The organism is Streptomyces sp. NPDC044571, from assembly GCF_040647115.1.
Classification (GTDB): Bacteria; Actinomycetota; Actinomycetes; order Streptomycetales; family Streptomycetaceae; genus Streptomyces.
In genome coordinates this window covers 38,300-51,293 of sequence record NZ_JBEZBN010000036.1, presented here as the reverse complement: position 1 = coordinate 51,293, position 12,994 = coordinate 38,300, and the positions used below count along the sequence as shown (strand labels likewise).

Sequence of the window (12,994 nt, the reverse complement as noted above, 5' to 3'; positions counted from 1 at the left end):
GGGGGGCGGGGGTCATGAGGCCTCCGTGCGGTCCGCGGTCATCGCCGCCGCGTCCAGCAGGGCCGTGCCGACGATCAGGTCCGCGCCGCCGAATTCGGGGTCGTCGAGCGTGGTGCCGTCGTCCACCGCGAACAGCAGCCGTTCCTCGCCCTGGCGGTAGGCCGTGCCCACCGCCGGGCTCGCCGCGTGCACCGCCAGCAGCGCGACCAGGTACGGCAGGTCCGGGTCGGTGCGCCGGGCCTCGGCCAGCAGGCCCGACAGGCGGCGCGGCGCGTCGTGGGGGAGGTCCAGCAGCTGCATCGCGGCGGCGAGCTGCTCCTCGCTGAAGCGGCTGTCGTCGGGGGTGGCGATCAGGTCCGGCTCCGGCATCTCCGCGCCGAGGTGCTCCCGTTCCACCGGCGGGGTCAGGAGTATCTCCACCAGGTCGGCGACCCGCACGGAGACGGGCGTGCGCAGCCCCGTGCCCCGCGCGAAGAAGGCGTCGGTGACGCGGGTGGCGTCGGCGAGCGGCAACGGCAGCACGGGAGCCACCAGTTGGCCGTAGAGGTCGATGCCGGTGCGCCGGGCCGGGGCGGCGAAGGCCTGGCGGTCCTGTTCGGCGCGGAAGAGCGGGCCCGCGTCGAGGAGCCTCGACTGGAGCTGGGTGTGGCGGCGGATGCAGTCCTTGACGATGTCGACCAGCTCGGCGGCGCGCCGCTTGTTCTCGGGCTCCACCGCCTCGTCGCGGGCCTTGCGGATGTTGGTCAGGATCGCGTTCTCGTGGCGGTAGCGGTCGGCGACGTGGTCGAGCGCCTCCTCGATCATGTCGGGCACGGACTGCAGCCAGTCCACGGCCCGGACGTTTCGCCGCGTCGCGTCCAACGTACGGCGCAGGGTCTCCGCGTACTGCACGGTGCGGTAGCGGGCCTGCTCGGCGGCCAGCTGGGCGTCCGCCAGCCGGCCGCGGCTGATCAGGACCTCCAGCTTCACCTCGGCCGCGATCTGCGCGCTGGTGACGTCCGTGTCGAGGGCGCCGACCAGGACGTTGACGGCCTCGTCGGTCGTGCGCAGGTACACCGCGCCCCCGTAGCCGGGGACTTCCTCGATCAGCTTGAAGTCGTAGTCCCGGCGGACGTACACCCCGTCGGGGCCGAACGTGCCGTAGTTCGCGCGGAAGCCCCGGTCGACGCTGCCGACGTTGATCAGGTTCTCCAGGACCCAGCGGGCCACCCGCTCGTGCTCGGCCGCAGGGCGGGCCGGCGCCTGCGCGGCGACGCGCGGGAGCAGCCTGGCGACGATCTGCTCGTGGTCGGCGCCCGTGTCGAAGTCCATCGTGAGCGTGACCAGGTCGATCGCGGCGAGGGCGACCTCGGCCATCGCATAGATCCCGTACTCGCCGGCGAGATTGGCCTTGCGTACGTCGAGGTCGTGCAGCGGGGCGGTGCAGGCGAGCGCGCGCAGCCGCCGGGCCAGGCCCTCGTCGGCGGCCGGGCCCGGCGCCGGGGACGGGAGGGTCTTCGCCGGGGCAGGGAGAGTCACGGACAAAGACTAGGCGCTGTCACGGACAACATCCCAAACGGCATGGTTCGGCCGGATCGGTCCCCGGCGCGCGGGAACGCGGCGCGGACGCTGTTCTACCCTCACGGCATGGCCTCCATGATCACACCTCTGATCGACCTCAACGCCGACCTCGGTGAGGGTTTCGGACGCTGGACGCTGACGGACGACGAGGCGCTGCTGTCCGTCGTCACGAGCGCCAACGTCGCGTGCGGATTCCACGCCGGCGACCCGTCCACCATGCGCCGGGTCTGCGAGCTGGCGGTGCAGCGCGGGGTACGGATCGGCGCCCAGGTGTCCTACCGCGACCTGGCGGGCTTCGGGCGGCGCGCCATGGACGTGCCGGCCGGTGAGCTGGCCGACGAGGTGGCGTACCAGATCGGGGCGCTGGAGGTGTTCGCACGGGCCGCCGGATCCCGGGTGTCGTACGTGAAACCGCACGGCGCGCTGTACAACCGCACCGTGTACGACGCCGAGCAGGCGGGGGCCGTCGTCGCCGGGGTGCGGACGGCGGCCGGGTCCGGTGACCTGCCGGTCCTGGGCCTGCCGGGGTCGGTGCTGCTGGCGGCCGCCGAGGCGGCGGGCCTGACGGCCGTACCGGAGGCGTTCGCCGACCGTGCCTACACCCCGGCGGGCACGCTCGTACCGCGCGGTGAGCCCGGGGCGGTGCTGCACGATGCGGACGCCGTGGTCGCCCGGGCGGTCGCGATGGCCGCCGAGGGCGCGGTGACCGCCGCCGACGGCTCCCGGGTGGCGGTGGCGGCGCGCTCCCTGTGCGTCCACGGGGACACGCCGGGGGCGGCGCTGCTCGCCCGCCGGGTACGGGAGGCGCTGGGGGCCGCCGGGGTCCGGGTGGAGGCCTTCGCGTGAGGCCGCTCGTGGTGGGCGGCGAGGCGCTGCTGATCGAGCTGGACTCGGCCGCCGAGGTGGCCGCGTGGCACGCGGAGCTGCAGCGGCGCCGGGCGGAGATCGGCCCGGTGCGGGACATCGTGCCGGCGGCCCGCACCGTCCTGCTGGACGGCGTACGGGAGCCGGGCGCGCTGGCGGAGCGGATGGCGCGCTGGGAGGTGGCGCCGCTCGCGCTGACCGAGGGCCCGCTCGTCAGCGTGCCGGTCCGCTACGACGGGCCGGACCTGGCGGAGGTGGCCCACAGGTGGGGAATGGACCCCGCGGAGGTCCGCGGCCTCATCGGCGGCACCGTCTTCCGGGTGGCGTTCTGCGGCTTCGCCCCCGGCTTCGGCTATCTGACGGGGCTGCCGGAACGCTTCCACCTGCCCCGAAGGGCCACCCCGCGCACCGCCGTCCCGGCGGGCTCGCTGGCGCTCGCGGGCGAGTACGCAGGGGTGTACCCGCGCTCCTCCCCCGGCGGCTGGCAGCTGATCGGGACCACGGACGCGGTGCTGTGGGACCCGGACCGGGAACCGGCGGCGCTGTTCGCGCCGGGGGTACGGGTGCGCTTCGAGGAGGCGGGCCGGTGAGAGCGCTGGAGGTCGTACGGCCCGGGGCCCTGACCACCGTCCAGGACCAGGGGCGGCCGGGCTACGCCCACCTGGGCGTACCCCGGTCCGGCGCCCTGGACACGGCCGCGTACGCGCTGGCCAACCGCCTGCTGGGCAACCCCGCGCAGGCTGCGGCCTTGGAGACCACCCTCGACGGGGTCGCCCTGCACGCGCTGGCCCCGCTGACGGTGGCGGTCACGGGAGCGCCCTGCGCGGTACGGGTGTCGGGCCGCCCGGCGGCCTGGGGAGCCCCGGTCCGGCTCCCGGCGGGGGCGGAGCTGGAGGTCGGCCGGGCGGAGTCGGGGCTGCGCAGCTACGTAGGAGTGCGGGGCGGCCTGGCCGTGCCCCCGGTGCTGGGCAGCCGCTCGCGGGACCTGCTGTCGGGGCTGGGGCCGGACGTGCTGACGGCCGGCATGGTGCTGCCGGTGGGCCCGCCCGGCCCGGACCCGGTACGCGGGGCGGACGAGCTCGGGGTGCCGGGACCGCCGGCCGAGCTGGTGCTGCCGCTGCGGCCGGGGCCCCGTGCGGACTGGTTCGACCCGGCGTCACTGGCGGCCCTGCGGCATGCGACGTACCGGGTCTCGCCGGCGTCCAACCGCATCGGCCTGCGCACGGAGGCGGGCCCCGCGCTGGCCCGCAGCCGCCCGGGGGAACTCCCGAGCGAGGGCATGGTCCTGGGCGCGGTCCAGGTCCCCCCGGACGGCCTGCCGGTGGTGTTCCTGGCGGACCACCCGGTGACGGGCGGCTACCCGGTGGTCGGCGTGGTCCCCCCGGGCCCCGCTCTGAACGCGGCGGCCCAGGCGAGGCCGGGGGTGCCGGTCAGGTTCGTGGGGGCGGTATGAGAGGGCCTGGCGGCCGCCGGACGCCAAGCCGGGACGGGCTGTGTAGCGATCCGAGGCGATGGCGGCCCCCACCGGTCCCCGATGCCCAACCTCATCGGCGTCGTCTGCGGCTCGACCCGACCTGCGCTCGGAGAGGGGATCCATCGACCCCGCACGGGAACAGGGAACGGCCCGGGGATCGCTGACGGGCCGCCCCTGAACACGAACCCCCCGGCCATCCTTCGGGGGCTTCCCGGCAGTCTTTGTCTTTCCGGGGCGGGCCGGTCAGTCAAGGGTGGCCGAAGGCCATCGCGAAGCGACGCGACGACGAGGAGGAGCGCCCTTGACGGGCCGGACCGACACGGAAGGACAGTGGACTGACGGGACGCCCCCGAACCCCGCCGACCCCGGCCCGGGAATCCCCCCCCCAGGCCCCCAGGCCTCCTACACCGCCGACTCCGGCGCAATCCGACTGCGCACCGCCGACTGGACGTCTTCCTCCTCCGCCGGGTCCGCGGCCAGCCTGCGCAGTCTCGGGGCCACGCGGGCGTCCGCGGTTTCCGCGTGGTGGGCCGCCACCTCGCGGGTGGTCTCCTCGCAGTCCCAGAGGCATTCCACCGCGAAGCCCGCGGCGAAGGACGGGTCGGTGGCGGCCAGGGCCCGGGCCGCCCGGCCGCGGAGGTGGGACGAGGCCGTCTCGCGGTAGACGTGGCGCAGCACCGGCGCCGCGCAGCCGATCGACAGCCGGCCCGCTCCGTCCACCAGGGCGAAGAGCCGCGGGGAGTCCGGGCCGGAGCCGCGGACGGTGGAGCGGAGGGCGCCCAGGACCAGGCCGGCGTCCTCGGCGTCGCCGTGGGCGGCCAGGAGGGCGGCGGCGGCCGCGCCGAGGGCGTCGGGGCGGTGGACCCAGCGTCGGGCCCGTTCGACGGCCGCGGGGCCGATCATGCGCTCGTAGGCGGCGACGGCGGGCTCGTCCGCGGCGGCTTCGATGAGGTCCAGCACGGCCGGGTTGTCCGGCTCGGCGAGGACCAGGTGGTGCAGGGCGGTGGCCCGGGCGGCTTCGCCGAGGGTGCCGGCGGCGGCCGCGAGGATGGCGGAGCGGTCTTCGGGGGCGGCCACGGCGGCGAGGCATCGCGCGGCGGGGACGTGCAGCGGGGTTCCGCGGCGCAGCCCGTCCGCGGCCCAGTCGAAGACGGCCTGGACGCCCCAGCCGGGCCGGGGGCCGTTGGGGGTGAGCTGGCGCTGCCAGCGGTCGAAGGAGCCCTGGCGGCGGGCTGCGCGCAGCCGCTCTCCGTAGGCGGGCAGTTCCTCCCAGAGGAACCACGGCCGGGGCTCGTAGGCGTCGCGTACGGCGGCGGCCAGCCGCGCCTCACCCTCCTCGCCGGCGGGGAATCTCGCGAGGACCGGCGCGGCGAGGGAGCGCAGCCCCTGGTCGTCGTCGCGCAGGGCGAGCTCGTCGAGGGCCCAGGCCCAGTTGGCGCCGGAGGCGGCGTAGCGGCGCAGCAGCATGAGTGCGTCGTCGCGCCCGTAGGAGGCGAGGTGGCCGAGGACGGACAGGGCGAGGCCGGTCCGGTGGTCCGTGTCGTCGACGAGGTCGTCGGCGCTGAAGAGGTGGCTCTCGATCTCGCCGAGGGGCCCGTCGAGGTCGAGGTACAGGCGTGCGTAGTACAGGGAGCGGTTCTCGACCTGCCAGTCCTGGCGCGGGTCGCGGAGCACGCACTGGTTGAGCGCCGCGAGGGCTTCCGCTCTGGGCGCCGCGAGCGCGTGCAGCGTGCCGTCGCCGCGGCCTCGCTGGAGGAGCCCGAGCAGGGTGCCGCTCGGCGCTATGACTGGTTCGAACATGGGAATGGCCTCAAATCAAGCTGGGGACGCAACCGGGAATCGGGATTCACAGGGCCGCGTAACAGCATGTGAGGACGTCCGCCGTCTTGTTCCGCTCGATGTAGACCATTGCCTTCTCACTCTCGTCGGTGCTTCGCGACCTCGGCGGCCGGTTCGGCAGGTGGGCTCGGACACCCGTCGTGTCCTGCCCGGTCCTGCCCGTCCGTCGTGCTCGCGAATCGAATCCGACGCCATGATGACCCAGCCGGTTTGTGCACCGCGACCACATTTACGGCTGTCGTGATCAACCCGTGAGCTGGGGGACCGGTCGGACCGTGCCAGGTCACGGCCAAAAACGGACTACTTGGCTCCGAAGAGGTCCAGCAGGTTGGCCTTGGCGAACATGCGGGCCGTGTCGACGGCGGAGGGTGTTCCGGCGTTCGGGTCGGCGCCTCCGGCGAGCAGGGCGCGGATGACGTCCTCCTCGCCCTTGAAGACGGCGCCGGCGAGCGGGGTCTGGCCGCGGTCGTTGGCGCGGTCGGCCTCGGCGCCGCGGGCGAGCAGGGCGGTGACGGTGTCGGCGTGGCCGTGGTAGGCGGCCAGCATGACCAGGGTGTCGCCGCGGTCGTTGGTGAGGTTGGCGGGGACCCCTGCGTCGAGATAGGCGGTGAGCAGGGCGGTCTGGCCCTGGCGGGCGAGGTCGAAGATCTTGGTGGCCAGTTCGATGACGTCCTCGTCGGGGGCGCCCGGGGCGCCGCCGGTGGGCTCGTGCTGCTCGCTCATCGGTCGTGTCCGCCTTTCGTCAGCGAGTCGAGTCGGGATGGGGGCAGGCGGCGCGGGCAGCGGGGTGCCCGGTGCTGCGTCCGTACGGGTGAAGCGTCAGAGTAGCGCCCCGACCTGCACATACGAGGGCGTGTCCACGGCAAGGATCCCCGCCGGGCCAGGCGGGCCGGTGCGCGGCCGGTCCGCGGCGGGCACGCCAGCCGGACTCGGCCGGTCAAGTGAAAAATGCCGGGAGTCACCCATTTGCACCTTTTATCGCATTGATACTTCCTGTGAGCCTGGAACAACTGATGGTGACTGTCCCCACCCACCAGGAGAACTTCATGATCCTCTCCATCTCAGGCGTCGTCCTGCTCGGCATCATCGCCTTCCTGTTCTTCAAGAAGGACGGGCTGAAGCTCTCGCACGCGTTCGTCTGCTCGCTGTTCGGTTTCTTCCTCGCCGGTTCCGCCATCGCGCCGAGCATCACGGCGAGCACCGCGAGCCTGGCGAGCCTGCTCGGCGGGATCAAGCTCTAGCGTCCGCTGCCGCTCCGTCCCGCCCGACCGGACAACTCCCCGACCGGACAACTCCAGGAGACGCCCGTGGCCCGGCGCCCACTCCCCCGCATCCTCAGCAGCGGCACCGCGTCGCTGGCCCGGGGCCGCGACCTCGCGCGCACGGCCGCCGACAGTGCCACGGACGTCCTCCATCCGCTCCTGCTCATCGGGCGCGGCCTGCGCCTCCTGGCCGCGGCCGGGCGGCGCAAGTGGGCCGGGACCCCCAAGGACAAGCGTGGTCCCGCGCTGTTCCTGGGGGCCGCCTGCGTCCTCGTGGTCGCGCTCGTCCCCTACGGCCCGCTGCTGGCCCTGATCACCCTGATGGCGGCGGCGGCCTGGGCCGGACGGGACCGCAAACCCGTCAGGACGGGCCCCAGCGAGGCCGAGACCGAACGCCTCGGCTCCCTCTACGAGGCCCTCGTGCCGTACTTCTCCACCTCGGAGGACCCCGATCCGCTCTTCGCCCACGGCGGGAGCTGGGACCGTGCCTTCAGCGACTGCGCATTCGACCAGGAGGGCCGGATCACCCGGCTCCACATCCGCTACCCGGCCTACTTCACCGACGGCGAGGCCTCCTCGCGGGCCCGGATCGAGGCCCTGCTGCACGCCAAGTCGGGGCGGGGCCGCGAGTACCTCTTCGAGTGGGACGAGGAGGGCAACCAGCTCGATCTGACGGTGCTCCCGCCCCTGCCGACCGGGATCGCCGCGCAGCCGTTCGTCACCTCGCCCGGGGAGACCGTGCTCGGCTTCACCGACGCGGGCAGCGTGCAGCGCACGCTGCCGGTCACGGACGGCGGGCAGCCGCGCGACGTGCCGCCGGTGATCTGGCGTACGGGTCCCCGCTCCACCGAACCCCACCTGCTGGCCGTGGGTCAGCCGGGCAGCGGCACCTCCACCCTGCTGCGCTCGATCGCCCTGCAGGCGCTGCGGCACGGCGGCGAGGTCCTGGTCGTGGAGGGCGGCGGCAGCGGCGACTACGCGTGCCTGGCCGGACGGGCGGGCGTGCACGCCGTCGAGTGCGCGCCGAAGGGAGCGCTGGCCGTGCTGGAGTGGGCCGCCCAGGAGACCGGCCGGCGGCTGGCCGAGACCCACCGGGCCAGGGAGGAGGGCCTTCCGGCGCCGGAGGACACCCGGCGTCCGCTGTGGATCCTGCTGGACCGGCCGAGCGTGCTCGCGCACCTCGCGGCCGCGGAGGGGAGCCCCGACCCGCTGGCACAGCTCCAGGTGCCGCTCCGGCACGGTCGTACCGTGTACGTCACCGTGGTGGTGGCCGAGCACTTCGACCATCTGGAGCTGCTGAACGACGCCGTCTGGCAGCACACCCGGGCGCGGGTCGCGCTCGGAGCGGCCGCCGCCCAGCAGCTCGCGGACGTGCTGGGGCTGCCGCCGCACACCACCCCGCCCGCGCAGGTCCCCGCGGGCCGCGGGTACGCCCGGCTCGGCACGGGTCCGGTGCACCGGCTGCAGGTGCCGGCCACGCCGGATCCGTACGACGACGCGGCGCATCCCCTGCACCGCCAGGCCGTACGGGAACTGCTGCCCGCGCGGGAGGCCCCCGACCGGCCCGTCGCGCTCGGCAAGCCGCTGCAGGCGCAGCCGCCGGTGCAGCTCCAGGGCTCGGTGACGGACACCGCGGAGATCCCGAAGGTCCCGGACGCCCCCGAGGTCCCCGCCGAGGCTCCCTGAGCGGGGTCCGCGCGGCGGGACCTACGCGACGAAGGTGCGCGGGGGTTCCGCGCCGCTGCCGCCCGCCCCCTTGCCGACCAGCCGGGCCGCCGCCGCCAGCCGCGCCGCGGCCTCCTCGGCCACCGCCCCGCCGACGGTGAACGGCAGCCGGACGTATCCCTCGAAGGCGCCGTCCACGCCGAACCGCGGGCCCGAGGGGACCCGTACGCCGACCCGCTCCCCCACCTCGGCGAGCCGCGAGCCGGACAGGCCGCCCGCCCGGGCCCACAGGGTGAGCCCGCCGAGCGGCACCTCGAACTCCCAGTCGGGCAGCTCCCGGCGCACCGCCGCGACCAGGGCGTCCCGGTTCTCCCGGGCCTGGGCGCGGCGGATCCCGACGGCTTCCTCCCAGCCGCCGGTCCGCATCAGCCAGTTCACCGCGAGCTGCTCCAGCACCGGCGTGCCGAGGTCGGCGTACGCCCGCGCCGCGACCAGGCTCCGGATGACATCGGGGGCGGCGCGGACCCAGCCGATCCGCATGCCCGCCCAGAAGGCCTTGCTGGCGGAGCCGACGGTGATCACGGTGGAGCCGGCGGGGTCGAAGGAGCAGACGGGCCGGGGCATCTCCAGCTCGGCGTCGAGCTGGAGCTCGGTCATGGTCTCGTCGACGACGAGGACGGTGCCGGCCGAGCGGGCGGCCTCCACCATGGCGCGGCGCTGCTCCTCCGTGGCGAGGGCGCCGGTCGGGTTGTGGAAGTCGGCGACGACGTAGGCGAGTCGGGGGGCGGCGTCGCGCAGCACCTGGCGCCACAGGGACATGTCCCAGCCGCCGAGCCCGTCGGCCATGGCGACCGGTACGAGCCGGACTCCGGCGGCGCGCATGAGCTGGAGGATGTTGGCGTAGGAAGGGGATTCGACGGCGATCCGCTCACCGCGTCCCGCGAAGAGGCTGCAAATGGCGTCGATGGCGCCCATCGCGCCGGTGGTGACCATGATCTGCTCGGGCATGGTGGGGATGCCGCGCTCGGTGTAGCGGTCGGCGAGCATCCGGCGCAGCGCGGGCAGTCCGGCGGGGTAGTCGCCGTGGGTGTGCGCGTACGGCGGCAGTTCCTCAAGGGCGCCCTGCACGGCCTTGGTGAGCCAGGGCTCGGGGGCCGGGAGGGCGGCGCAGCCGAGGTCGATCATCGAGCCGAGGGACTCGGGCGGCAGCGGCTCCAGGCCGCGGGCGGGCAGCGGGTTCCCGGCCGGCACGGAGGTCCAGCTGCCCGCTCCGCGGCGGGACTCCAGGAAACCCTCGCCGCGCAAGGCCTCGTAGGCGGCGGCGACGGTGGTGCGGCTGAGGGAGAGGGCGACGGCCAGTTCCCGCTCGGCGGGCAGCCGGGCGGCGACGGGGATGCGGCCTTCCAGGACGAGCAGCCGGATCCCGTCGGCGAGGGTGCGGTACGCCGGGAGTTTGCGCGCCCCGGGGATGCCGGGCCGCTCCTGCTGGGAGGTGATGAGCCGCGCGAGCTGCGCGGCACCGACCGCCGAGGTCCACTCTGCCATGCCGTCCGGTCCACCTTTGTCGCATTGGCCTCACCACACCGCGGCAGCGGCGGGTATTGGATTGCTCCGTTCCCGCACAGCCTGTCACGCCGGGGGCCACCGGGCCAGGGCCGGCCGGGGACCGGGGCGGCCCAGGGTGCACACGGGCCCGGGGTCCACACCCGGCGTCCAGCAGGCCGCGTCCCCACCGGCCCGGTTGCCAGGTCGGCCGGGTCTCCGTCCGGCGGCCCGGTGTCCGTTCGGCGGCCGGGTCTCCGTCCGGCGGCCCGGTGTTCACCGGGGCTCCATGCCGTCGCTCCCGGCGCCGGGGGTGGAACGTGCATACTGCGGCGGGTGACGCACGTACGCCTTCGCCATCCGTATCTGGACCACCCGGCCCCGATTCCCTTCGCGCACCGGGGAGGTGCCGCGGACGGTCTGGAGAACACCGCCGCCGCCTTCCGGCGGGCCGCCGCCGCGGGGTACCGCTACTTCGAGACCGACGTGCACGCCACCGCCGACGGCAAGCTCGTCGCCTTCCACGACGCGACCCTGGACCGGGTCACCGACGGGCGGGGCCGGATCGCCGAGCTGACCTGGAGCAAGGTCCGCGAGGTGCGGGTGGGCGGCAGCGAGCCGCTGCCGCTGTTCGAGGAGCTCCTGGAGGAGTTCCCGGACGCCCGCTGGAACATCGACGTCAAGTCCGAGTCGGCCCTGCACCCGCTGGTCAACCTGATCGCCCGCGCCGGGGTCTGGGACCGGGTCTGCGTCGGGTCGTTCTCGGAGAGCCGGGTGGCCCGGGCGCAGAAGGTCGCCGGCCCCCGGCTGGCGACCTCGTACGGGGTGTGCGGAGTGCTCGGCCTGCGGCTGCGCTCGTACGCGATCCCGGCGGCGCTGCGCGCCGGGGCGGTGGCGGCGCAGGTTCCGGAGACGCAGGGGGGCATCCGGGTGGTCGACCGGCGCTTCGTCCGCACCGCGCACGAGCGGGGCCTCCAGGTGCACGTGTGGACCGTGAACGAACCGGAACGCATGGAGGCTCTCCTCGACCTGGGAGTCGATGGCATCATGACCGACCGGATCGACATCTTGCGCACGGTGCTGGACCGGCGCGGGGCCTGGGCCTGACGAGCCCTTACGGCCGCCGCGTCCGGTGGAGCGGCCGGGGCGGTACGGGGACCAGCGAGGGGGCACCGATGAGTGCGCGCACGACAGAAGAAGCGGAACCGGGCGCGGAGGACGGCAAAGCGGATGCCGCAGCCGCGGCGGCCCGCAAGCGGGAGCAGCACGGCTGGTACTTCTACGATTTCGCCTGCTCGGTGTACTCGACGAGCGTGCTCACCGTGTTCCTGGGGCCGTACCTGACGGCCGTGGCCAAGGCAGCCGCGGATGCCGAGGGCTATGTGCACCCGCTGGGCCTCCCGGTCCGGGCGGGGTCCTTCTTCGCGTACGCGGTGTCGGCGTCGGTGATCGTGGCCGTGCTGGTGATGCCGCTGGTGGGCGCCGTGGCGGACCGCACCGGCCGCAAGAAGCCGCTGTTGGCGGCGGCCGCCTACACGGGGGCCACGGCGACGGCCGGAATGTTCTTCGTGGGCGGCGAGCGCTACCTGCTGGGCGGCCTGCTGCTGATCGTCGCGAACGCCTCACTGTCGGTCTCGATGGTGCTCTACAACGCCTACCTGCCGCAGATCTCCACCTCGGACGAGCGGGACACCGTCTCCTCCCGCGGCTGGGCCTTCGGCTACACCTCGGGCGCTTTCGTGCTCGTCCTGAACCTGGTGCTGTTCCAGGGCCACGACGCCTTCGGCCTCGGCGAGGGTGCGGCGGTGCGGATCTGCCTGGCCTCGGCCGGTCTGTGGTGGGGGGCCTTCGCGATCATCCCCCTGCGCCGACTGCGCGACCGGGCCGTGGTGCGGGAGCCGGGCGCGGCGCCGGCCGTCAGCGGCTGGAAGCAGCTGGTGGCGACCTTGAAGGACATGCGGCGCTACCCGCTGACCCTGTCGTTCCTGCTGGCGTACCTGATCTACAACGACGGCGTGCAGACGGTGATCTCGCAGGCCTCGATCTACGGGTCGCAGGAGCTGGAGCTGGAGCAGTCCACGCTGATCGTGGCGGTGCTGCTGGTGCAGATCCTGGCGGTGGCGGGTGCGCTGGCGATGGGCCGGCTGGCCGTGGTGTACGGCGCCAAGCGGACGATCCTCGGTTCGCTGGCCGCGTGGGCGCTCACCCTGGCGGCCGGATACTTCCTGCCGGCCCGGACGCCCGTGTGGTTCTTCGCCCTGGCGGCGATGATCGGGCTGGTGCTGGGCGGCAGCCAGGCGCTGTCGCGCTCGCTGTTCTCGCACCTGGTGCCGGCGGGGAAGGAGGCCGAGTACTTTTCCGCGTACGAGATGAGCGACCGCGGGCTGAGCTGGGTGGGGCCGCTGGTGTTCGGCCTGACGTACCAGGTCACCGGGAGCTACCGGGACGCGATCATCTCGCTGGTGGTGTTCTTCGCACTGGGTTTCGCGCTGCTGGCGCGGGTGCCGGTGCGGCGCGCGGTGGAGGCGGCGGGGAATCCTGTTCCCGAGCGCATCTGACGGCGGTCGGCGGCCCGGCCGGGGCCGGATCTTCATACGAATTCCGAACGGATTTCGACGTTGAAGCGAAGGGCCGGTAGTGTACGCCTTTGGCCTGCCAGGCGGACCGTTACTGCGTGCGTAAGAAGTAAAGACGTTGGGTGACATCTGCTGCCAGATGTGACAAAACGGGCATTGGTGGGTACAACAAGGGGCGGCACGACGGGCGACGCACGACCCGGAGCGGGAAT

Annotated in this window: 11 protein-coding genes; 7 read left to right on the top strand and 4 right to left on the bottom strand. The window is 74.2% G+C overall.

The features are described from left to right. Positions 1-12 precede the first annotated feature (12 nt). The gene (locus AB0B01_RS20270; RefSeq protein WP_361720602.1) at positions 13-1,518 is read right to left on the bottom strand and encodes a hypothetical protein; all 1,506 of its coding nucleotides are present in this window, start codon (positions 1,516-1,518) and stop codon (positions 13-15) included. A 108-nt stretch (positions 1,519-1,626) separates the two neighbouring features. Here AB0B01_RS20270 and AB0B01_RS20265 point away from each other — a divergent pair, with 108 nt between their 5' ends. The 3 genes from AB0B01_RS20265 to AB0B01_RS20255 are packed head-to-tail and all read left to right on the top strand — an operon-like array spanning position 1,627 to position 3,877. Continuing rightward, positions 1,627-2,406, top strand: coding sequence for a 5-oxoprolinase subunit PxpA (locus AB0B01_RS20265; RefSeq protein ID WP_361720599.1), 780 nt, complete (start codon positions 1,627-1,629; stop codon positions 2,404-2,406). After that, complete coding sequence (locus AB0B01_RS20260) at positions 2,403-3,014, top strand: allophanate hydrolase subunit 1 (RefSeq protein WP_361720596.1); 612 nt, start codon at positions 2,403-2,405, stop codon at positions 3,012-3,014. The genes AB0B01_RS20265 and AB0B01_RS20260 overlap by 4 nt, the downstream gene beginning before the upstream one ends. Further along, on the top strand, positions 3,011-3,877 hold the full coding sequence (locus AB0B01_RS20255) for a biotin-dependent carboxyltransferase family protein (protein ID WP_361720593.1): 867 nt from the start codon (positions 3,011-3,013) through the stop codon (positions 3,875-3,877). Before AB0B01_RS20260 ends, AB0B01_RS20255 begins: the two co-directional genes overlap by 4 nt. A 423-nt stretch (positions 3,878-4,300) precedes the next feature. Here the strand turns inward: AB0B01_RS20255 and AB0B01_RS20250 are convergent, their stop codons facing one another. Continuing rightward, positions 4,301-5,698: a HEAT repeat domain-containing protein gene (locus AB0B01_RS20250; protein WP_361720590.1), complete on the bottom strand. Its 1,398-nt coding sequence runs from the start codon at positions 5,696-5,698 to the stop codon at positions 4,301-4,303. Between the two features lie 339 nt (positions 5,699-6,037). Continuing rightward, entirely contained in the window at positions 6,038-6,460 is a 423-nt protein-coding gene (locus AB0B01_RS20245) for an ankyrin repeat domain-containing protein (RefSeq protein ID WP_361720587.1), read from the bottom strand. Between the two features lie 323 nt (positions 6,461-6,783). Between AB0B01_RS20245 and AB0B01_RS20240 the strand changes: the two genes are divergently transcribed. Both AB0B01_RS20240 and AB0B01_RS20235 read left to right on the top strand, forming a co-directional pair. Further along, on the top strand, positions 6,784-6,978 hold the full coding sequence (locus tag AB0B01_RS20240; protein ID WP_356853947.1) for a hypothetical protein: 195 nt from the start codon (positions 6,784-6,786) through the stop codon (positions 6,976-6,978). Positions 6,979-7,044: 66 nt separating this feature from the next. Next, positions 7,045-8,685: an ATP-binding protein gene (locus AB0B01_RS20235; protein WP_361720584.1), complete on the top strand. Its 1,641-nt coding sequence runs from the start codon at positions 7,045-7,047 to the stop codon at positions 8,683-8,685. A 21-nt stretch (positions 8,686-8,706) separates the two neighbouring features. Here the strand turns inward: AB0B01_RS20235 and AB0B01_RS20230 are convergent, their stop codons facing one another. Continuing rightward, a complete protein-coding gene (locus tag AB0B01_RS20230) occupies positions 8,707-10,209 on the bottom strand; it encodes a PLP-dependent aminotransferase family protein (RefSeq protein WP_361720581.1) in 1,503 nt (500 codons plus the stop codon). Between the two features lie 333 nt (positions 10,210-10,542). Between AB0B01_RS20230 and AB0B01_RS20225 the strand changes: the two genes are divergently transcribed. After that, positions 10,543-11,313 (top strand): glycerophosphodiester phosphodiesterase family protein, encoded by a 771-nt coding sequence (locus tag AB0B01_RS20225; RefSeq protein ID WP_361720578.1) that lies wholly within the window; start codon positions 10,543-10,545, stop codon positions 11,311-11,313. Positions 11,314-11,381: 68 nt separating this feature from the next. Then, the gene (locus AB0B01_RS20220) at positions 11,382-12,764 is read left to right on the top strand and encodes an MFS transporter (protein WP_361720575.1); all 1,383 of its coding nucleotides are present in this window, start codon (positions 11,382-11,384) and stop codon (positions 12,762-12,764) included. Positions 12,765-12,994 lie beyond the last annotated feature (230 nt).